The sequence below is a fragment of the Streptomyces sp. H39-S7 genome (assembly GCF_027158205.1).
Lineage (GTDB): Bacteria > Actinomycetota > Actinomycetes > Streptomycetales > Streptomycetaceae > Actinacidiphila.
Window position 1 is genome coordinate 36273 of the sequence record NZ_JAPVLU010000001.1, and the last position, 19465, is coordinate 55737.

Consider the following 19465-nt stretch of genomic DNA (forward strand, 5'->3'; position numbering starts at 1 on the left):
GATCAGTCGTTCGCCGCGACAGCCTCGTCGACCGAGGTGTGGATCGGGAACACCTTGGTCAGGCCGGTAATCCGGAAAATCTTAAGAATGCGCTCCTGGTTGCACACCAGGCGCAGCGAGCCTTCGTGCGCCCGCACCCGCTTGAGACCGCCGACCAGCACACCCAGACCGGTGGAGTCGAGGAAATCGACTCCCTCCATGTCCACAACCAGGTGATAACTGCCGTCGTTCACCAGCTCTACCAGCTGCTCACGCAGCTTGGGCGCGGTGTACACATCAATCTCGCCGCCGACCTCGACGACCGTACGGTCGCCAACGGTTCGAGTCGACAGGGACAGGTCCACGGATCCTCCAGCACCTTGCATCGAGCGGCGTCGCCCCCGGGAACCTCCCCGTCGAAGGGGAGGGTACGGATCGGCAGCCGCGATGGCATTCAATCACTTCACAGCGGGCCAGCACGACGCCTTCCTGCGATTGTCCGTCATGCCGGTGACACACTGAGTGTCGATGGCTAAGGATCAACTTCCGCAGTCGGCGCATGGCCGCCCGTCCCCCCGCACCGTTCTCGAGCGGCTCGCCACGGGGGCAGGCCGAGCCGCACGCATCACCCATACGGAGCACTTGCCCCCGCGGGTGGGTCGCCATGCCGATTGGCCTGATCAGATCCGTCCGGAGGTGCTGAACGCCATCCGGACGGCCGGTATCGACCGCCCCTGGGAGCACCAGGCGGTCACCGCGGGCCACGCGATGCGCGGCCAATCGGTGGTCGTCGCCACCGGAACCGCCTCCGGCAAGTCCCTCGCCTACCTCGCCCCGGTCCTCAGCGCCCTCCTGGACGGCTCGGAGGCTCCGAACGGCCGTGGGGCCACCGCGCTCTATCTGGCGCCCACCAAGGCCCTCGCAGCGGATCAGCGGCGAGCGGTCGCCGCACTCGCCCGACCCCTCGGTTCGGCGATCCGTCCCGCGCTGTACGACGGCGATACTCCGTTCGAGGAACGCGAGTGGGTCCGCCAGTACGCCACGTACGTCCTCACCAACCCCGACATGCTGCACCGCGGCATCCTCCCCGCCCACGCGCGCTGGGCCTCGTACCTGCGCCGGCTGCGCTACGTCGTCATCGACGAGTGCCACACCTACCGGGGTGTCTTCGGCTCGCACGTCGCCCAGGTGCTGCGGCGGCTGCGCCGGCTGTGCGCCCACTACGGCGCCGATCCGGTCTTCGTGCTCGCCTCGGCCACCGCCGCCGATCCCGCGGCCGCCGCCGGCCGTCTGACCGGCGTCCAGGTCGTGGAGGTCACCGACGATGCCTCCCCGCGCGGCGAACTGGCCTTCGCCCTCTGGGAACCGCCGCTGACCGAGATGAGCGGCGAGCACGGCGCGCCCGTCCGCCGCACCGCCACCGCCGAGTGCGCCGACCTCCTCACCGACCTCGTCGTCCAGGGCACCCGCACTGTCGCCTTCGTCCGCTCCCGGCGTGCCGCCGAGCTGATCGCCCTGATCGCCCAGGAGAAGCTGGCCGCCGTCGACCCCTCGCTGCCCTCGCGGGTCGCCGCCTACCGCGGCGGCTACCTCCCCGAGGAGCGCCGCGCCCTCGAACGCGACCTGCACTCGGGCCGGCTCCTCGGTCTGGCCTCCACCACCGCCCTGGAGCTGGGTGTCGACGTCTCCGGACTCGACGCCGTCCTGCTGGCCGGCTATCCCGGCACCCGCGCCTCGATGTGGCAGCAGGCGGGCCGCGCCGGGCGCGCCGGGCAGGGCGCCCTCGCCATCCTCGTGGGCCGCGACGACCCGCTCGACACCTATCTCGTCCACCACCCCGAAGCGATCTTCCAGCGCCCGGTGGAGTCCACGGTGCTGGACCCCGACAACCCCTACGTCCTCGCCCCCCATCTGTGCGCGGCCGCCGCCGAACTCCCTCTCACCGACGACGATCTGACGCTCTTCGGCCCCGAGACCGCCGCTCTCCTCCCGCAACTGGAACGCCGCGGCCTGCTGCGGCGCCGGTCCGGCGGCTACTTCTGGACCCGCCGGGAGCGCGCCGCCGATCTCACCGACATCCGGGGCGCCGGCGGCAAGGCCGTCCAGGTCGTCGAGTCCGCCACCGGGCGGCTGCTCGGCACCGTCGACGACGCCTCCGCCCACGCCTCGGTCCACGACGGCGCGGTCCATCTCCACCAGGGCCGGACGTATCTGGTCGAGCGCCTGGACCTCGAGGACGCGGTGGCCCTGGTCGGGGAGGCCGACCCCGACTACTCGACCACGGCCCGGGAGAACACCTCCGTCTCCGTCCTCTCCACCGACCTGGAGGAGTCCTGGGGAGCGGCCCGCGTCCACTTCGGATCGGTCGAGGTCACCCATCAGGTCGTCTCCTTCCTGCGCCGTCGGCTGATCACCGGTCAAGTGCTCGGCGAGACCAAACTCGACCTCCCGCCGCGCTCGCTGCGCACCCGCGCGGTGTGGTGGACCGTCACCGACGACCAGTTGGAAGCCGCCCGGATCCACCCCGAGGAACTGCCCGGCGCCCTGCACGCCGCGGAACACGCCTCCATCGGCCTCCTCCCGCTCTTCGCCACCTGCGACCGCTGGGACATCGGCGGCGTCTCGATCCCGCTGCACGCCGACACCGGTCTGCCCACCGTCTTCGTCTACGACGGCCACCCGGGCGGTGCGGGCTTCGCCGAGCGCGCGTTCCACACGGCCCGCGGCTGGCTCACCGCCACCCGGGAGGCCATCGCCTCCTGCGAGTGCGAGTTCGGCTGTCCCTCCTGCGTCCAGTCCCCCAAATGCGGCAACGGCAACGAGCCGTTGGACAAACGGGCCGCCGTCCGTCTCCTGGACTGCCTGCTGGCCCGCGAGACGGATCCCGGAGCGGGTGCCGGCTCAGCCCTCGATGCAAGTGCCGACTCAGGTGCCGACTCAGATGCCGGTCCGCGGGTCGACCCGCGTACGGCGCCGGAAGCCGGCCCGGTCCCGCCCGGAGGGTGAGGCGTCGGGCCCGGGGAGGCGGGGCCGGCGCGGGAGCGGACCCGTGCCGGGCCGACGGCGGCGGTGACGTCCGCGATCCCGCCCGTCACCGTGCACCGGACGAGCCGGGCGCCCTGGGCCGCCGCCGTCCGGGCAGCCCGCGCGCAGGCGGCCGCCGGGCCGTCCATGGCGTGGTCGGCCGCGGCCAGAGCCGCGAGATCCGCCGCGCCGCCCGCCCGGTGGCGGGCGGTGATCGCCTGGCCCATGGCCAGGACCGCGGCGAACGCCAGGCACAGCACCCCTATGAGCAGCGCGGCCCAGATCGTCGCCGAGCCCCGGTCCCCGCCCCGCCGCCCGCCGCTCACCGGATCGTGTCCTCGGCGAGCGCCGCCGCCTCGGCGTGCAGCGCGACCTCCAGCAGCGGTGCCCGGGCGGTGACGCGCACCCTGACCAGTTCACCGTCGCGGGCCAGTGACACCGCGGCTCCCCGCGGAGCGGCGGAGCGGGCCGCCGCCACAGCGGCGGCATCCGGCTCGGACCGGGCCGCGGCCCGTGCGCCCGCCCGCGCGGCGTCCACGCACTGGATCTGTGCCGCCACGGCCATCAGCCCGGCCAGCAGCACGGTGGTGAAGAGCACCATGACCGGTAACGCCACGGCGGCCTCCGCGGTGACGAACCCCCGCTCGCCCCACCGCGTCCTGCCGGACGGTGGCCGGGAGGGCGGTTTCGCCGGCCGTTCGGAGAGCCCTTCGGGCCGATCCTCAGAAGGACACATCGAGTGCCCTCTCGATGAGGCCGCTGAGCGCGGACTTCACCGCGCCGCTGGTCACGATCTTGTAGAGCACGGCGGCGAATCCGCAGGCCGCCAGGGTGCCGACGGCGTACTCCGCCGTGGTCATTCCCGCGTCCCTGGTCGACCGAAGCCGTTCGGCCGTCGCGCGGAGCATTCGGACCATCATGACGTTCCCCCTTGCATCGATATGCGTTGACTGACGTTCGTGTGCCGCGGTCTCACGGGCCCTGGCCGGAGCCGCCGGCGAGGATCCCCGCCGTCAGCCCCATCACCACCGGAATCACTCCGACGAGCAGGAAGGCCGGCAGAAAACACAGGCCGAGCGGGGCCGTGGCCAGCACTCCCGCGCGCCGGGCCCTGGCGAGCGCCGAACGACCGCGTGCCGCCCGGTAGTCGGCCGCCAGGCGTGCCACCTCCTGGACCGGTGCCACTCCGGTGTGCGAGGCGCGCGCCAGGCAGCGGGCGAGCCCCTTGGCCGCGGGCAGCCGGCCGAACCGTTCCCAGCACCGCTCGGGGTCGCCGCCCAACCGGACCTCGGCGGCGACCCGTATGAGTCCGTCGCCCAACGGCCCGCCGAGGGAGCGGCCGACCGCTTCCGCCGCGTCGCTCGGCCGGGCGCCCGCCGCGAGGCAGGCGGCCAGCAGGTCGGCGCAGAGCGGCAGCTGACGCCCGGCGTCCCGATCGCGGCGGTGACCGCCGGCCGCCGCCCGTGACCGGCGTTGCCGGCGCCGCATCCCGTACGCGGCGAGCAGACCGGTCACACATCCCGCGAACCCTCCGACGAACACGGCCACGCCGAGCGCCACCGCCGCCACCGGACCCCAGGTCCGCAGCGCGGGCCCTCTGGTCCACCACGCGGCTCCGGGACTCTTGGCGACCCCCACCCCGAACAACAGCCGGAGCCTGCCGAGCGCGGCGCGTTCCCGCCGGGTCTCGATCAGCGTCACCACGACGCACAGGAGGGCGGCGCCGACCGAGACAGCTGTCCCCAGGCTGTGGACGCCATCGCCGTTCACCAGGACTCCTCGGCGGACCGCACGATGCGTCCGGTCCAGGCGAGCCCCGCCCACTCCAGCAGGCCGCCCGCCAGCAGGCAGGCCAGCCCTGTCGGAGTGCCCAGCAGCGTCCCCACCGGATCCGCCCCCAGGCCCGCGCCCAGCACCACGCCGAAGAGCGGCAGCAGGGCCAGCATCAGCGCGGTCGAGCGGGGCCCGGCCAGTTGGGCGCGCAGATCCTCCCGCTGGTCGCGTTCGGCGCGCAGCGCGGCGGCGATCCGGTCGAGGCCCGCCGCCAGTCCCGCGCCGCCGTCGACGGCGACCTGCCAGCAGGCGGCGACCGCCGCCAGCCCCTCGGCCCCCTCCTGGCGTGCCGCGGCCCGCAACGCCTCCGGGACGTCCCCGCCGAACCGGGCGGCTGCCAGCAGCAGCCGCGCCGCGTCCGTCAGTTCGGGGGCGTGCGGCCAGCCGTCGTCCTCGATCGCTCCCGCCAGCGCGGTGTGCGGCGGCCTCCCGGCCCGCAGATCACCGGCGACCGTGCCGCAGAGGACGCCCACCGCGGTCACGCGACACTCCACCCCCGCCCGCCGCGCCCTTTCCCGCAGTTGGCGGCCGACCAGCGGCACAGCCGCCGCTCCGGCCAGCGCCGGCAGCACCGAATGCGCCATCAGAGCAAGGAGCAATCCACCGGGCAGACAGAGCAGTTCCCGTCCGATCCGCCACCCCAACCGCTCCCGCAGCGGTGCGAGCAGCGCCTGCCCGCGGGCGATCGGCGCGCGCCACACCCCGGGCCCCCACGTCCACGCGATGCCCGGCCGCTGCCCGCCGGCCAGCAGCACCCTGGCTCGGCGCAGAACGGCGTCCCCTCCGTACATCAGCCACCCGGCGGCTCCGGCGCAGAGCACTGCCGCCCACAGGGCCACCGGGACCGTCCCGGCCCTCATGACGCACCCCGCTCGCACAGGGCCGCCAGCCGGGCCCAGCCCGGCCCCCGCTGCCCCGCGCCGTGAGCTCCGCACACCACGGCCGGAACGGTCACCACCAGTCCGTCCGCGCGGCGTTCCAGCACATGGATCTCGGAGACCCTGCGCACCCCCGACCGGTCCCTGGCCAGATGGACGATGACGGACAGCGCCGCCGCCAACTGGCTGTGCAGGGCGGCCCGGTCGAGCCCGGCGGTCGAACCGAGCGCCTCCAGCCGGGCCGGAACGTCGCAGGCCGCGTTCGCGTGAACCGTGCCGCAACCGCCCGGGTGTCTCGCCTAGCACTGCATAGGCGATCGACTCACTAGGGGCCCGGTGTGAGCCAGCAAACCTGCGTGATCTACGACCGTCTATCTCGTCTCTTCGCCGAGGAGGCACCCGACCACCGCATCGCAGCGTGCAAGGCGTACGCCAAACAGCGCGGATGGAAAGTGGTGCACGTCGCCACCGACACCAACGTCAGCGGAGCAACCCGACTCGAAGACCGGCCCGGAATGCGCGAGGTCCTTTCCTGGCTTCCGCGCGTTGACTTCGTGCTGTCCGCAAAGCTCGACCGGTACGCGCGAAGCGTTCTGGAGTTTCAGCGACTCTTGCGCGCAGCCAACTCCACGAACACGACGATCATCACGGCCGACGGCGTGGTGTCACCGGAGAACGCTTCCATCATCATCAACGTTCTCGCCGCATTCGCTGAGTACGAACGCGACATGATCAAGTCACGTATCACGGACTCAAAAAAGTATTTCCGGGCTCGGGGCAACCACCTAGGAGGATTGGCACCGTATGGATATGCCGTAAGCGGGCCGATCAACAACAAGCGTTGGATCATTGACGAAGAGGCAGCAGGGGTCATCCGAGAGTGCTCCGATCGGCTTATCAATCAAGGCGGGACACTCACGGGGCTAGCACGGGAACTGAACGCACGCGGAATCCTACCCCCGGCGGACCACGCACGTAAGCGCGACGGGCGGAAGCTTCGCGATCAGCGGTGGCATTCCACCACCCTGCGCGATGTGCTTTACACCCCAGCCGTTCGGGGGTGGCTCATTCAGGCGGTGCCCGGAACGAAGCGGAGCGCGCTGACTAATCAGCCGGTGCTAGACGCTGAGGGAAAGCCTGTATCAGCAGGACCGGAAATTCTCAGCGCCGAGGTGTGGTCAGCCGTACGCGCTGTCATCGACGGTAAGTCCAAGGGGCGCGGCAGTGAGCGGAGCGGAAAGGCGATGCTGTTGCACGTGGCCCAGTGCTCCGAGTGCGCCGGGCCTATGTATCGGCAGCGCCGCGCCGTACAAGGAAAGGATTACAGCACGTACGTATGCCCCAACGGCGTAGGAAAGACCGGTACCCATAAGCCCAACGTGCTCACGGCCCAGCATCTAGAAGACCTGGTGGCTGCCGACTACCTCAAAAAATTCGGTGGCATAGCGCTCATGCGCTGGGCTGAGCCGGACGGGAGTGCGGTCCTGCAATTCTCAGAGGTCACGGGCCAAATTGAGCGCCTGGCGGGAAACCTTGCCCAGCTTGACCCGAACGGCAGTGCGACGCGCATTGTCATCGCGCAAATCAAGGCACTTGAGAAGCGACAAGCAGAATTGCAACAAGAAGCGGCACACGCCGAAGGACGTTGGGTTAGCGCTGGCGGCAGTGTCGCAGATGCATGGGAGGCCCGGAACGACGAAGGGCGGCGCGGTTTGCTGCGGGACCTGGGGGCACGGATAGTCATCCGCCCAGCAACGCCCGGAGCGCCGAGGAGGTTCGACCCGGATCGTGTGCAGCCCCACTATGACGGTCCGGAGTGGTGGCGGGAGCAAAGCCCGGCAGCAGCAGCCCTTGAGGCCATAGCCCTTGAGGAGGCACTTAACGCGTAGTCCGGCAGTGTCCGGCCCGTAGCGCCCTCGCAGCCCCGTTCGGCCCTAGTGGTCGGGCGGGGCCTTTTCATGCCCTCAGCGGGCCGCACAGTGACGAAGTGACGAAATGACGTATAGCTAGGAACCGTACATAGAAAAAAGTAAAGCTATATAGCCGGATACAAAACTGCCTGTCACTACGTCACTTCGTCATCCCCGCGCGGCTCAGCGGCGTAGGCAATCAGCTCCCTAGATACAGGGTGAAACTAGCTCTCCGCGTGGGGCGCGCGTAACGCGATGAAGACGGTTCCGGGTTTGCTCCTGGCCCGTCTTCATCGCCCTCGCCCCGCATTGTGCGAACGTCAGCCGCACACATTCAATCTTGGGCCGTCCCGGTCTTCCCTTGCTGACGCTTGGGGAAGACCGGGACGGCCCTTTTTTCGTAACCCAAGGAGCCACCATGAGCGCAACCCCACTCGACGCCATGCCGCCGACTCGTTCAACACCCGGATTTTCCGACCAACGCGCCGGTTCCGTGCGGGGCAAGGTGAACGCAATTCTCGCCGTGATGGCAGACACGGTGATCGCTGACGGGCCGTACCCGCAGGGAAAGCCTCACCCGCTGCTGCCGGATCTTGCGGACCTTCTTAGCGCTGCCGCCGAGTTCGGCCGGGCGACATTGGAAGCTCGGGTGGCGCGAAAGGCGGGACTAATCCCCGGGCTCGGGATTGCGGAGAATCGCGCGTGAGCTATTCAGCCGCACACGCCCGCGTAAGACGTTATTTCGGCCCAGCTTCACTTTGGCCTTGCCAATGGTGCGGGCTTACCGCGTCGGATAACGCCTACGACCACACGGACCCCAGCCCGCAAATTTCGCCGGCCGGACTGACCTATAGCGACGATCCGAACCGGTACATAACGCTGTGCCGTTCCTGCCACCAGGTGTACGACGCGACCCATGCGCAGGACTCGGAGGGATTCCGTCCGGCCATTCCGCGCCTTGAACGTGCCGCCTGGGATCGCGTGAGCGTGGAAAAAAGATCCGTTGAGAAGCGTCAGCGCGAAGCACATCGACGCGCCTTTCTGCTGTTCCACTCGCAGAAACACAGCAAATGATCGAGCGGTAACCCCAGCGCTTCGCGCAACACACTTACTCAATTGAGTAGGCACCCCTAAAGCAAGGAATAGACTAATGACCGTTACTAATGCCGTCGCTCTCTCTGAGTACCTTCTCCGCCGCGATCAGGCCATTACAGAGCTTCGCCGCACGCCCGCGCCGAGCGCATTCCGGCAGCAGGAACTTCTCACCGCTATTGCGGAGGCTGACCGCGCGGTGAAGTCCGGTATCACGTCTGACGCCGACGACGAACGCGCCCAGCGTGCCGCACAGGGGCCCTCCTGGTTCCCCGTAGAGCCGTCTAACCGCACCTTCGAAGATGCACGCGTGCTCGGAGTCCGGCTGGGCGAAATGCGAGACACCGAGTACGCGGCTGCCGCGCTGGATAACACGCCTATTCCGACCGTGCTCAATGCTGCTGGTCGCGGCTCAAGGCTGCTACAGCGAGTGAATGCGGTTCCTTTCACGAAGGCACGCGGTTATATCGCCCAGGCTGAACCCATGACCGCTGAGGTCATTGGCAGAGATGGTGAAAGCGACTTCACGAAGCAGGTCGTAAAGGGTCACCTGGCTACGGTCGTCAAAATTGTTGCGAGCGCGTCCGTCGACAAGACGACGCTTACCGACATGCTGCCCGCAGAGGAGACGCTAAGAGTGTCCATTGCTGCCGCTGTGGGGCGCTCTGTCGACCGAGCTCTAGTGAACGGTGCCACGGACGGCGAGAACACCGTGACGGGCCTTCTGACGGACGGCGTGAGTGTTTCCACAGACGTCGCGGCGTTCAACCTTTCCGCTCTCCTCGGCGCCGTTGCTCGGATTACTGACGCTGGCGGTGCCGCTGACGTGATCCTTGCGGACTCGGCGACCGTTGCCGCGCTAAGCGAGTCCATCGACGGGACGAAGCTGAACCGTCTGCCAGAATTGGTGGCGCTGCCCCCGCTTGCTGATGGGACGGTAACCATTCCTGCGGGCACAGTCATTGTCGCTGATCTAGCATCAGCCGCCGTGGCCGTTCGTCAGAACCTAGAAGTGATCAAGGCCGAGCTAGCGCCGGAAGCCTTTGATACGGATTCCGTGTTTGTCGCCGGGCGTATTCGAATCGGTGGCATAAGCCTTCCCGCTCCGGGCTTTGCGCAGATTCTCGTCAACTCGGCGGCTTGATTCGTGTGCGCTGACTGTGCCCGCGAAGAACGGATTCTTCGGGAGAAACGAGACAGTGCAGCCCGGGATTTCCTGACCCGGCGAGCTTCACGACGTGGCGAAGATGGATGGCCCTGCGCAATGCAAAGGATCTGCACCGATGGGGAATTGCACGCACCGGAGAGTTTGAACCTGGTTCACGTGTCCCGCTGCTTGTCATGGGGGATCGTGCTGCCCGAGGTGAAAGGCACGGATCGCGCTTCAGTGTGCGAGCCGTGTAGGGAATGGATGACACAAGCAGCAATTCTGCGCAAGGGACTAGATGACTAAGCTTCGGCGGCTCATCCGCTGGCAAGCGCATCGGGTGATTTCTCCAGCGCGTGAGCCGATCCTCATTGAACTTGCCGCTCGGGTAATCGCCTTCGGTGCCACAAGCAATCCTGTTCCGTGCGCTGCATGCGGTGGGTTCGGTCCCGCTGGGGCTGTTGCCGTCCTGTGGGAGATGCCAGTAAATGATGGTGGGCGGCGCCATGCGGACAACGCGAGGGTGTGGTGTAGAGGCTGCCTTATCGACGGAGGCCGGTCGGACTATTTGCAGGCAACGAGGGGTGCCGCGATAGCAAAGCACCAGAGGGGCGCTAACGCAATTATGGTGCTGTAGGTCGCAGGGCCCGGTAGGGGATTATCCCTTGCCGGGCCTTCTTCTCGTATAAGGGGTGGGAATTTGAAAAAACGATGCCTTGATTGCCGGGACTGGTCGTTGCCCAGTAAACCTAGATGCCCGCTGCACGACGGGCAGCGTGAGGCAATGCGCAACCTTAACCGGCGGCTGGTCCGGCGTGCTCGGCTGGCAACTGGCGATGGTGCACAGGCTCGGCTACGGCGCTCCGTCAATTCGGCAGGGGAGGCACCATGCGCAATGTGTCATCGGGTTTTTCTGGCCAGTGACCTTGACGTTGATCACAGGGTTCCGCTCTCAGTTGGCGGTCGAGATATTGACAGCAATGTGCGGCCTCTTTGTAGGGCAGATCACCGCACGAAGACAGCGGAAGAGATTCGCGCACGAGTCCAGCGGGGTAACCGGGTCAAAAGTTCAGGAGGTATGCCTTCTAGCGATCCCAGTCCTAGCTCTAAACACGCGCCCTGAGTGTGACGCCATTTTTAGGTGAGCTTGGCTTCCTATTGCCGCGCCGACCTGCGGGGATGCCGCTCCGCCGCACCTTAGATCATCCCAGAATGAGTAACTTAGAGCACGCCTAACTTAGGTGAAGCACCATCGAAGCCCCGGAAAACCCCCGGTAAGTGCGACCCCTTCTATCGTCCATATTGAGGCATCATCGACCGAGGGCAGTGTTTCTGCTTCTACTATGGACACATGGATACTGGATGCCCCACTATTGGCTTATGGTCGCAGTAGCAGCAGCACTACTTGGAACACTTTTGGGGTCATTGGCCACCATCGGAGCTGCCATAGTTTCAGGTTGGGCGCAGCGCGAAGGTGCTCGCATATCGGCTAGGTCCCAATACATAAAAGACAGACATCAACCACGCAGCGACACCTACAAGTCATTTATGAAGATGGCCGTGGATCTCACGGATCGGGTAGTGGAGAATGACGGCTACGAGGACACAACAGCGGACGAAGAGCGCACCATCAGAAAGAAAATTTCGGAACACTGGATCGACCTGAGTCTTATAGGCCCGAATTCTGTAATCGCAGCCGGCTCGGAAGTTCGAGATCGCTGCTTCTCAGTCGTTCGGCAAATGACCCGTACTCGCGAATTTGGGTACGAAGTAGCTGACAGCGATCAGCAAGATGAAGGGGAGCCGATAGCCGTTTACGAGAACGCCATGGGCATCCTAGATGAATTGGCCTACGCTCTTTTTGACGAGGTCAAACAATTCGCCGAAGTTGCCAGCGCTGCACTCGACGACGACGGAACCGAATTGCCCGGTCTGACAGTTAGGCGGCGCTGACCAAAGGCGTCGCGAAGCCCGAGGGGCTGGGGAAGCGCTGGGCATGGGGCAGGGTCTCTGCGCGTCCTAGCCTGCCCTCTTGCACTGATCACGCGTAGGGGTGACCCTCGTGCACGGACGTGCAACCGACTCGGCAGAGGAGTGCCCAATGGCCCTAAAGTTCCTGGGGATTTGGCCCAACACCCCGGACGACGGATCTCCCACGATCTGGCTGGACGACACGACCGGCGACCTGATCATTCAGTCATGGACGGCGGACGCCGAGACCCTCCGACAGGCTCAGGAAGTCGGCTCGGTACCGGGCCACTCGTCCGATGTTCCGGACCACGAGAGCGTGATCCGGCTTCCCGCCAACATGCTTCAGTTCATCCCCCGCCCGGACAGTGAGGCCAACGGTGGCAACAGCGGTACGTGAAGCACTCGCCAAGGCGCAGCACTCGGCAACGCACCTTGAGATGCGGGACAGCTACATGCGGGATGATCCGGAGTTCATCCGCTGGCAGGAGGGACATCGGTACGACCCGGACAACCGCGAGTCTTGGTGGCGCTCATGGCTGGATGTGGTGGCTGAGACGACCGGCCGAGGGGTTCACATACGCCGCCTACGCGTCGTCTCCGAGCCGCTGAGCGACTATGTGCGGTACGAGTACGACGGCACCTTTACGAACGTCGCAGCAGGCGAAGACGTGCGTTGGTTGCCCCGCTCGAACGCGCGTGGCCTCCTGCTCCCCGCGCTGGACGGTTGGGTCGTGGACGAGGAAACCGTGATCCTGCACCACTTCAGCGGAGAGGGTCAGTGGACCGGAGCGCGCATGGAGGTCCACCACGATCAGGAGTTGGGTGCGCTGTACTCGACGGCTTACGAAGCAGCGTGGGCGCGAGCCATTCCCCACGCGGAATACCGGCCTGCCTGACGATCACGCGCCATGGCTCTTTCTGCGTCATCCAGTGCCCAGCAGGCCCGGCAGGCTCTCGCGGATCGTCTCGCGGAACTCTGCCGGGATGCTGGCCTGTCCGGGCTCGACCTAGCGGAGCGCTGCGACTGGAGCCGCTCCAAGTCGTCCCGGATCATGAACGCCCGCACGCCCCCGTCCGCTGACGACATTCGGGCATGGTGCAAAGCGTGCGGAGCCGAGGAACAGACAGAAGATCTGATTGCCATGCTGCGGACAGCCGAGGGCATGTGGGTTGGCTGGCGTCGAATGGAGCGGGCTGGGCTTAAGTCAGCGCAGGAAGCACGCTTGCCGCTCTACCAGCGAACTCGCCGTTTCCGCTCGTACTCGTCGTGGCTTGTGCCGGGAATGATTCAGACGCAGCCGTACACCACGGCAGCACTCCAAGCGATCCAGCGACGGCGCGGCCTGGTGGACGATGTGGCAGGCGCTGTAGCCGCGCGTGTGGAGCGTCAGCGGGTCCTGTACGAGGGTGACCGACGGTTCGCTTTCCTTGTTGAGGAGTCGGTGTTGCGGGCTGGAATCGGCGGCGCTGAAGTCATGACCGGACAGCTTGGCCACCTGATCTCTGTTGCCTCACTCCCAAACGTCAGTCTGGGAGTTGTTCCTATGAGCCCGGATCGGGAACGCTGGCCGGCCGAGGGCTTTTGGATCTACGACACAGCACAAGTCAACGTCGAATTGATCTCCGGCTACCTCACCATTACCCAGCCGAGCGAGATTGTCATGTACGCCGAGGCATTCGCGGAATTGGCAGCACTGGCCGTCTACGGTTCGTCCGCCCGTGCGCTGATCACGTCGGCCACAGATGCCCTCGCATAACTCGCGTGCAACCTCGTGCACGGCGCTGGGAGTTGGGGCGATGCCCTCCCTACCGTGGTGGTCAATCGGGCCACGCGGCGACGATGGCGCGTTCTACTGGGACGGACGGCGAAACCATGACGAGAGAGATCGTTTCGACCCTTTGGCCCGAGATGCGGGCGAAGGTGGCCCCCGGCTGTGACGTGTGCGCTGCTCTGGCCAAGGAGTGGGACGAAAGGCGTGACCGCGATGTGTTGATGGAGATCAACAATCACCCCCATGGCACGCCCAAGCTGTCGCGCGTGGCCGAGTGGATCGGCGCGGGAGGGGTCGAAATCCAGTGAGTGCGCCCGCAAAGCGCCTGAGTGACCGACAGAGCGCCTTACCTGCCCCGGAGCTCGTCAGCCTTATAGAAGCGCCCGAGGGGTCGTGTGTGGTCTCTCAGGCCGCTAGGCGGGCACAGTGCGGCAGTACGGTCGTTCCCCCTCCGCGCCCCTGCACCGAGGAGACCTCGTGACGCGCGCTACCTACCGTTTTCGCGCTCACGCACTGACAGCGGACGAGACGGCCGAGGCGGACCCCACGTTGTACGCCATGGAGTGCAAAGGGTGCGGGCAGAGCAGCGACGGGGCCGAGGAAGCCAAAGACGGCACCGAGTGGGCCGCCGATCATTTCAAGGCCAACCCCAGCCACCCAACCTATCGAGAGCACATCGCGCGCTCCTACCGCTTCGAACCAAGGGAGTGGCTGTGACTGACCAGGAAATCTTGGCACCTGTCCAAGAGGTCACGGCGACCGCCGGGGACTGCCTGATGACCATTCACCGGCTCCGGGGCACCACGCCCACGTGTGGGGCGGCCGGAGAGGTTGTTCAGTGGCAGCGCGCTGTCACGTGCCCCGAGTGCCTGAGCAACGCGTGACCTCCGAGCCCTGCCGCTGGCCGAGGGTCGCAGTACGTGAGGACGAGACCGCCCCGCCCGCGTGCTCCCCCAGCCGCGCATGGTCTGGGTTGATCCTCTTGGTCAACTACCCCAAACTGGCGAGTGGTTGAGCCCTTCGGACCTCCACGAGCACTGCCGTCTTCCTACCTACGGTGCCGTAACTTACGGTACCGTAGGTTCTGGCGCCTAGGACGTTGGCGTCGTCACGACAGACGGTCCAGGCCGGAGGCAGTAGTGACCAGCAACTATCGGGCACGGAAGATCAAATCGGTGTTCCTAGATCTGCGTATTGGCGGAGTTCGGCTGACGATGCAACGGGCGCCGTACAAGCTGGCGACCGCGCTGCTCTCGTCCGGCGGTGCCGTCGTAACCTGGTTCCTGACCCGGTAACGGTGCGTCATCGAGGGTGCGAAGCGCCGCCCGTGCCTGAGGCAGCCCATGTACGGTTGCGCCAGGCACCCGCCTTCATGGCCGGTGTTGAGCGCGGCGAGCAGCTCGGTGACCTCCGGTCCGCGGACCTCGCCGACCACCAGTCGGTCCGGGCGCATCCGAAGGGCCTGGCGCACCAGGTCCCGCAGCTCCACCAGACCCGCGCCCTCCTGATTGGCCGGGCGGGTCTCCAGGCGGACGACGTGCGGGTGGTCGGGCCGCAGTTCCGCGGAGTCCTCGGCGAGCACGATGCGCAGATCCGGTTCCACCAGGCCCAACAGGCAGCTGAGCAGGGTGGTCTTCCCGGTGCCCGTGCCGCCGCTGATCATGAAGGAGAGCCGGGCGTCGAGGACGGCCCGCAGCAGCCGTGCGGTCTCCGCGTCCATGGTGCCGGCGGCGATGAGCTCGTCCAGGGCGAAGGCGCGGGCCCGCACCACGCGCAGCGACAGGCACGGTGAGCCGACGACGACGGGCGGCAGTACGGCGTGCAGCCGGGTGCCGTCCGGAAGCCGGGCGTCGACCCACGGCCGCGCGTCGTCCAGCCGCCGGCCGGCGGTGGTCGCGAGCCGTTGGGCGAGCCTGCGCACGGCGGCGGCGTCGGCGAAACCGACGTCGCTGCGCTCCAGGCCGTGCCCGCGGTCGACCCACACCTCGTCCGGCCCGTTGACGAGCACGTCGGTGACGTCCGGATCCGCGAGGAGCGGCTCCAGCGGGCCCGCGCCGACCATTTCGGAGCGCAGCGCGGTGACGACTCCGAGCACTTCGGTGTCACCCAGCAGCCGTCCTTCGGCCCGCAGCGCGGCCGCGACCCTGCTGGGCGTCGGGTCCCCGCTGTACTCCGCGAGGCGGAGTCTGACGGCGTCCAGGAGCGCCGCCCTCGGTTCCGCGCTCATACCGGCACGCTCCCGCCACTGGGCAGAGCCTGGGACAGGAAGGCGGAGCAGAAGCGGGCCAGCGGCCCGCGTCCGCTCGCGCCCGGGGGCCGGCAGCCCTCCCGTGCTTCCGCCAGGTCGGGTTCCGACGGCAGTTCGCCGGCCAGCGGCAGGCCGATGAGCCGGGCGATCTCCTCGTCCCCGAGTCCTGAGGTGAAGGGCCCCCGGGCGACCACCCGCAGGTCCTTCAGGACCATGCTGACGGCCGAGGCGACCCGGGTGGCCGCAGCAACCGCGCGCAACTCGGCCGGGACGACCAGGAGTCCGACGTCGATGTGGGCCAGCGATTCCGCGACCGCCTCGTCGACCCGCCGGGGCAGGTCCACGACGACGACCCCGCCGCGCCGCCGGGCGGCGCCCAGCACGGACCGCATGGCCTGCGGCGGGATGACTACCGAGTCGCTGCGGTCCCAGCTGAGGACGCTCAGCGCGTCCAGCCGCGGCAGCGACTCCTCCAGCGCTCCGCTGTTGACGCGGCCCCGGGAGTCCGCAAGGTCGGGCCAGCGCAGCCCGCCGGCGCGCTCCGCGCCGAGCAGGATGTCGAGGCCCCCGCCGAGGGGGTCGCCGTCAATGAGCATCGCGCGGCGGCCGTCGCGGGCCGCGGTGACTGCGAGGGCGCAGGCCAGCGTGCTGGCCCCGGCACCGCCCCGGCCGCCCACCACGCCGATGGTCAGGGCCGGTTCGGTGACTCCCTCGGCCACGTCGGCGATCCGGTCGACCAGCCAGGACTCGGCGTCCGGAAGGAAAAGGACATGATCGGCTCCGATGTCGACGGCTCTGCGCCATACGTCCTGGTCGTCCAGGTCCCGGCCGACGAGCAGCACGCCTTTTCGCCGGGCGGCGCCGCGGAGCCGGGTGGTGTCGTCGGAGCCGACGAGGACCAGCGGCGCGGATTCCCAGCTGCCCGCGCGGGGTGGGGCCCCGAAGGCCACTTCCGGTTCGGCGCCCGCCGCCGCGCACAGCCGCAGCAGATCGTCGAGCAGTGCCTCGTCCTGAGTGACGATCAGCGGTCCGCCCGGCTCCTCTGCGGCCGCCGGGCTCCGGTCGGGTGTGATGGATTCAGCCACGGCTCTGTCCCCTCGTTCGTCCGGCGTGCACGGTGCGCATCGCCTGCGAACAGAGTCCGGCCGTTCCGCCGAATCAGATGATCTTGGTCAGTACCGGTGGATAACTCCGAGGTTGTGGATAACTTCGTCACTCGAACGGGTGAGTTCGCCACCGGAGCGCAACGATTACGGAACGTGACACGTCGAACCGGATAGAGGCAGCACAAGAGGAGCGGGAGCTACCGCATAAAAGGAGGAAGAGCTACCGGGACGTCGGTCCGAAAAGACATCCGGACATGCGACGACCCCCGCCGGGGGGGAGAGCGGGGGTCGTCCCCACAGTCCGACTCGGGGGGGGAGGAGCCAGACCGGGTTAGCACGGTCGCGAACGATCCGTGACTTCCATGGTGTACCCGACAGCCTTCTCAGGCAAACCCACGCGCCTCAGCTTACGCCGAATGGTGGTTGCTTATGCTCGTGCTCGTGGAAAACCACCTGTCCCCGCGCACCGCAGCATTCTTCGACCTCGACAAGACCGTGATCGCCAAGTCGAGCACCCTCGCCTTCAGCAGATCCTTCTACCAGGGCGGCCTGATCAATCGACGGGCCGTGCTGCGCACCGCGTACGCCCAGTTCGTGTACCTCGTGGGCGGCGCCGACCACGACCAGATGGAGGGGATGCGCAAATACCTCTCCGAGCTGTGCCGCGGCTGGAACGTGCAGCAGGTCAGGGAGATCGTGGCCGAGACCCTGCACGACCTCATCGACCCGATCATCTACGACGAGGCCGCCTCCCTCATCGAAGAGCACCACGCCGCCGGCCGCGACGTGGTCATCGTCAGCGCATCGGGAGCCGAGGTCGTCGAACCCATCGGCCGGATGCTCGGCGCCGACCATGTGATCGCCACCCGGATGGTCGCCGCGGACGGCTGCTACACGGGCGAGATCGAGCACTACGTCTACGGGCCGGCCAAGGCCGCGGCCATCCTCGAACTCGCCGACGCCGAGGGATACGACCTGGAACGGTCGTTCGCCTACAGCGATTCGGTGACCGACATCCCCATGCTGGAGGTCGTCGGCCATCCGTACGCGGTGAATCCGGACCGCGGGCTGCGCCGGGAGGCGACCGGCAAGGAGTGGCCGATCCTCACCTTCAACCGGCCGGTCCGGCTCAACCAGCGGATCCCGTCCCTGTCGATGCCGCCGCGTCCGGTGCTCGCCGCCGCAGCGGTCGGAGCGGCCGCCGCCACCGCCGGTCTGGTCTGGTACGCGGCCCGGAGGCGACGTCCATCGCTTTTGTCCTGATTGAACGCAAAAGTAAAGAAGTGCGCTCAGGGGTTCCACTTCAGCCGCGGCGGCGGTAGAAAGGACTCACAGGCCCGCGAGACCACGGACTTCCGAGAGGAAGACCGCAGAGTATTCGGCCCCACGGACCCAGCATGGAAGTCGGGCACCCACGCGCAGCCGACCCGCTAACCGGGCCAGCCGTACCAGGTGACGGGCAAAGTCCTGACCTGATCGGCAAAATTCGAGCACGCATGGTAACGCGACGGACATGCCAGCGGCGGCACCCCAGGGTGCCGCCGCAACCCTTTCCGGGCCTGGTGGAAGCCGGTCGCCTCAGGCCGCGCCGCGCTGCAGCGCCTCGCAGACCGCGACGCTCTCGCGCACTCCGAGTTCCAGCGCCTTCCCGCAGTGTCCGATCCAGGCGGCCATGCCCTCGGGCGTTCCGGACGCGTAACCCTCCAACGCCTTGAGGTAGTCGGCCCGCCCGAGTTCGGCGTGGCCCACCTCGGCGGGACAGATCGACTTGGGGTCGAGTCCGCTGCCGACCAGCACGATCCGCTCCGCCGCCCGCGCGACCGGCCCGTTGAACGAGCCGAAGGGCCGCAGCGACAGCAGTTCCCCGTGCACCACCGCGCCGACGACCAGCGCGGGTGCCTCGCTCCCGGTGCGCAGCAGACCGGCCAGCCCCTCGAGTCGGGCGGCCACCTCTCCCGACTCCGGAAGCGAGAATTCCACCAGCGGTTCGTCGACCGGTTCGCCGGCCAGCCGCGGCCTGCCCACGGTGTCGTCCGGAGCGGCGCCGCCCGCCGCCACCAGGTGCAGCCGGGCCAGCGCCTGCACCGGCGAACGGCGCCAGACGCTGAGCATCTGCCCGGCCTCGGCGGTCAGCCGCAGCGCCGCACCCACCGTGTGGGCCTCGGCGTCGGCGGAGAAGTCGCTGCGCCGCCGCATCTCCTCCAGCGGCCAGTCGGCACCGGCCAGCGCGGCGGAACCGCGCGCTCCGCGCAGCGCCGCCTCGGACGTCACCTCTTCGGACCGGCGGCGCATCACACGGTGGCCGTAGACCTTGTCCACGGACTGCCGTACGGCGTCCACCGCGTCGGACACGCCGGGCAGGGAACCGAGGATGGCGAGCGGATCAGCGTTCGTACCCATGCGTACGACCCTACGCACAGCGGAACGCGCCGATGGACCCCGATCGAGTGGCCTTCCCCACTCCAAACCGTCACTGCCCGTAGATGTCCGACTACCCTTGGCGAA

General features: G+C 67.8%; 21 protein-coding genes and 2 pseudogenes. 13 read left to right on the forward strand and 10 right to left on the reverse strand.

Annotated elements, in window-relative coordinates; translation table 11 throughout:
* Window positions 1–2: 2 nt before the first annotated feature.
* Window positions 3–344 (reverse strand): anti-sigma factor antagonist BldG, encoded by a 342-nt coding sequence (bldG, locus tag O3X23_RS00165; protein ID WP_138357092.1) that lies wholly within the window; start codon window positions 342–344, stop codon window positions 3–5.
* A gap of 163 nt (window positions 345–507) precedes the next feature.
* On the opposite strand from bldG, the gene O3X23_RS00170 reads away from it, so the two are divergent.
* Window positions 508–2985: a DEAD/DEAH box helicase gene (locus O3X23_RS00170; RefSeq protein ID WP_269268908.1), complete on the forward strand. Its 2478-nt coding sequence runs from the start codon at window positions 508–510 to the stop codon at window positions 2983–2985.
* 38 nt (window positions 2986–3023) lie between these two features.
* Here the strand turns inward: O3X23_RS00170 and O3X23_RS00175 are convergent.
* The 6 genes and pseudogenes from O3X23_RS00175 to O3X23_RS00200 form a co-directional block, all read right to left on the reverse strand.
* A pseudogene (locus tag O3X23_RS00175) lies at window positions 3024–3329 on the reverse strand (Rv3654c family TadE-like protein); the annotation flags it as partial.
* The gene (locus O3X23_RS00180) at window positions 3326–3619 is read right to left on the reverse strand and encodes a TadE family type IV pilus minor pilin (protein WP_331283864.1); all 294 of its coding nucleotides are present in this window, start codon (window positions 3617–3619) and stop codon (window positions 3326–3328) included. The pseudogene O3X23_RS00175 and the gene O3X23_RS00180, both read right to left, overlap by 4 nt.
* A 106-nt stretch (window positions 3620–3725) precedes the next feature.
* Entirely contained in the window at window positions 3726–3923 is a 198-nt protein-coding gene (locus O3X23_RS00185) for a DUF4244 domain-containing protein (RefSeq protein ID WP_443047643.1), read from the reverse strand.
* Window positions 3924–3975: 52 nt separating this feature from the next.
* Window positions 3976–4773 (reverse strand): type II secretion system F family protein, encoded by a 798-nt coding sequence (locus tag O3X23_RS00190; RefSeq protein ID WP_269268910.1) that lies wholly within the window; start codon window positions 4771–4773, stop codon window positions 3976–3978.
* Window positions 4770–5696, reverse strand: a complete 927-nt coding sequence (locus O3X23_RS00195; RefSeq protein WP_269268912.1) for a type II secretion system F family protein — start codon at window positions 5694–5696, stop codon at window positions 4770–4772. The genes O3X23_RS00190 and O3X23_RS00195 overlap by 4 nt, the downstream gene beginning before the upstream one ends.
* Window positions 5693–6007: pseudogene (locus O3X23_RS00200) on the reverse strand (ATPase, T2SS/T4P/T4SS family); the annotation flags it as partial. The gene O3X23_RS00195 and the pseudogene O3X23_RS00200, both read right to left, overlap by 4 nt.
* Before the next feature lie 45 nt (window positions 6008–6052).
* Between O3X23_RS00200 and O3X23_RS00205 the strand changes: the two are divergent.
* The 11 genes from O3X23_RS00205 (at window position 6053) to O3X23_RS00250 (ending at window position 14323) form a co-directional block, all read left to right on the forward strand.
* Window positions 6053–7603, forward strand: coding sequence for a recombinase family protein (locus tag O3X23_RS00205; RefSeq protein WP_269268913.1), 1551 nt, complete (start codon window positions 6053–6055; stop codon window positions 7601–7603).
* Between the two features lie 439 nt (window positions 7604–8042).
* Window positions 8043–8330, forward strand: coding sequence for a hypothetical protein (locus O3X23_RS00210; protein ID WP_269268914.1), 288 nt, complete (start codon window positions 8043–8045; stop codon window positions 8328–8330).
* Window positions 8327–8698 (forward strand): hypothetical protein, encoded by a 372-nt coding sequence (locus tag O3X23_RS00215; RefSeq protein WP_269268915.1) that lies wholly within the window; start codon window positions 8327–8329, stop codon window positions 8696–8698. Before O3X23_RS00210 ends, O3X23_RS00215 begins: the two co-directional genes overlap by 4 nt.
* A 76-nt stretch (window positions 8699–8774) precedes the next feature.
* Complete coding sequence (locus O3X23_RS00220; protein ID WP_269268916.1) at window positions 8775–9860, forward strand: phage major capsid family protein; 1086 nt, start codon at window positions 8775–8777, stop codon at window positions 9858–9860.
* A gap of 898 nt (window positions 9861–10758) precedes the next feature.
* Window positions 10759–10986, forward strand: a complete 228-nt coding sequence (locus O3X23_RS44070) for an HNH endonuclease (protein ID WP_443047644.1) — start codon at window positions 10759–10761, stop codon at window positions 10984–10986.
* 257 nt (window positions 10987–11243) lie between these two features.
* Window positions 11244–11816, forward strand: a complete 573-nt coding sequence (locus O3X23_RS00225; protein ID WP_269268917.1) for a hypothetical protein — start codon at window positions 11244–11246, stop codon at window positions 11814–11816.
* A gap of 148 nt (window positions 11817–11964) precedes the next feature.
* On the forward strand, window positions 11965–12231 hold the full coding sequence (locus tag O3X23_RS00230) for a hypothetical protein (RefSeq protein ID WP_269268918.1): 267 nt from the start codon (window positions 11965–11967) through the stop codon (window positions 12229–12231).
* Window positions 12212–12730 carry a DUF6879 family protein gene (locus O3X23_RS00235; RefSeq protein WP_331283865.1) on the forward strand — a complete coding sequence of 173 codons (519 nt, stop codon included), beginning with the start codon at window positions 12212–12214 and terminating at the stop codon, window positions 12728–12730. Before O3X23_RS00230 ends, O3X23_RS00235 begins: the two co-directional genes overlap by 20 nt.
* 12 nt (window positions 12731–12742) lie before the next feature.
* On the forward strand, window positions 12743–13591 hold the full coding sequence (locus O3X23_RS00240; protein ID WP_269268919.1) for a helix-turn-helix domain-containing protein: 849 nt from the start codon (window positions 12743–12745) through the stop codon (window positions 13589–13591).
* Window positions 13592–13707: 116 nt separating this feature from the next.
* Complete coding sequence (locus O3X23_RS00245) at window positions 13708–13914, forward strand: hypothetical protein (protein ID WP_269268920.1); 207 nt, start codon at window positions 13708–13710, stop codon at window positions 13912–13914.
* A gap of 169 nt (window positions 13915–14083) precedes the next feature.
* The gene (locus O3X23_RS00250) at window positions 14084–14323 is read left to right on the forward strand and encodes a DUF7848 domain-containing protein (RefSeq protein ID WP_269268921.1); all 240 of its coding nucleotides are present in this window, start codon (window positions 14084–14086) and stop codon (window positions 14321–14323) included.
* Window positions 14324–14756: 433 nt separating this feature from the next.
* On the opposite strand, the gene O3X23_RS00255 is transcribed toward O3X23_RS00250, so the two are convergent.
* Both O3X23_RS00255 and ssd read right to left on the reverse strand, forming a co-directional pair.
* Window positions 14757–15833, reverse strand: coding sequence for a TadA family conjugal transfer-associated ATPase (locus O3X23_RS00255; protein WP_443047646.1), 1077 nt, complete (start codon window positions 15831–15833; stop codon window positions 14757–14759).
* The gene (gene ssd / locus O3X23_RS00260) at window positions 15830–16939 is read right to left on the reverse strand and encodes a septum site-determining protein Ssd (RefSeq protein WP_269268922.1); all 1110 of its coding nucleotides are present in this window, start codon (window positions 16937–16939) and stop codon (window positions 15830–15832) included. Before ssd ends, O3X23_RS00255 begins: the two co-directional genes overlap by 4 nt.
* Before the next feature lie 450 nt (window positions 16940–17389).
* Between ssd and O3X23_RS00265 the strand changes: the two genes are divergently transcribed.
* Window positions 17390–18223: an HAD family hydrolase gene (locus tag O3X23_RS00265; RefSeq protein ID WP_269268923.1), complete on the forward strand. Its 834-nt coding sequence runs from the start codon at window positions 17390–17392 to the stop codon at window positions 18221–18223.
* Between the two features lie 315 nt (window positions 18224–18538).
* Here the strand turns inward: O3X23_RS00265 and O3X23_RS00270 are convergent, their stop codons facing one another.
* Window positions 18539–19360, reverse strand: coding sequence for an oxidoreductase (locus O3X23_RS00270; RefSeq protein WP_269268924.1), 822 nt, complete (start codon window positions 19358–19360; stop codon window positions 18539–18541).
* Window positions 19361–19465 lie beyond the last annotated feature (105 nt).

Excerpts from the sequence above, each read along its gene's own strand:
- O3X23_RS00170 (WP_269268908.1), top strand. The coding sequence starts at position 508 with ATGGCTAAGGATCAACTTCCGCAGTCGGCGCATGGCCGCCCGTCCCCC.
- O3X23_RS00185 (WP_443047643.1), bottom strand. The coding sequence starts at position 3,923 with ATGATGGTCCGAATGCTCCGCGCGACGGCCGAACGGCTTCGGTCGACC.
- O3X23_RS00195 (WP_269268912.1), bottom strand. The coding sequence starts at position 5,696 with ATGAGGGCCGGGACGGTCCCGGTGGCCCTGTGGGCGGCAGTGCTCTGC.
- O3X23_RS00210 (WP_269268914.1), top strand. The coding sequence starts at position 8,043 with ATGAGCGCAACCCCACTCGACGCCATGCCGCCGACTCGTTCAACACCC.
- O3X23_RS00220 (WP_269268916.1), top strand. The coding sequence starts at position 8,775 with ATGACCGTTACTAATGCCGTCGCTCTCTCTGAGTACCTTCTCCGCCGC.
- O3X23_RS44070 (WP_443047644.1), top strand. The coding sequence starts at position 10,759 with ATGTGTCATCGGGTTTTTCTGGCCAGTGACCTTGACGTTGATCACAGG.
- O3X23_RS00225 (WP_269268917.1), top strand. The coding sequence starts at position 11,244 with ATGGTCGCAGTAGCAGCAGCACTACTTGGAACACTTTTGGGGTCATTG.
- O3X23_RS00230 (WP_269268918.1), top strand. The coding sequence starts at position 11,965 with ATGGCCCTAAAGTTCCTGGGGATTTGGCCCAACACCCCGGACGACGGA.
- O3X23_RS00240 (WP_269268919.1), top strand. The coding sequence starts at position 12,743 with ATGGCTCTTTCTGCGTCATCCAGTGCCCAGCAGGCCCGGCAGGCTCTC.
- O3X23_RS00245 (WP_269268920.1), top strand. The coding sequence starts at position 13,708 with ATGACGAGAGAGATCGTTTCGACCCTTTGGCCCGAGATGCGGGCGAAG.
- O3X23_RS00255 (WP_443047646.1), bottom strand. The coding sequence starts at position 15,833 with ATGAGCGCGGAACCGAGGGCGGCGCTCCTGGACGCCGTCAGACTCCGC.
- O3X23_RS00265 (WP_269268923.1), top strand. The coding sequence starts at position 17,390 with ATGCTCGTGCTCGTGGAAAACCACCTGTCCCCGCGCACCGCAGCATTC.
- O3X23_RS00270 (WP_269268924.1), bottom strand. The coding sequence starts at position 19,360 with ATGGGTACGAACGCTGATCCGCTCGCCATCCTCGGTTCCCTGCCCGGC.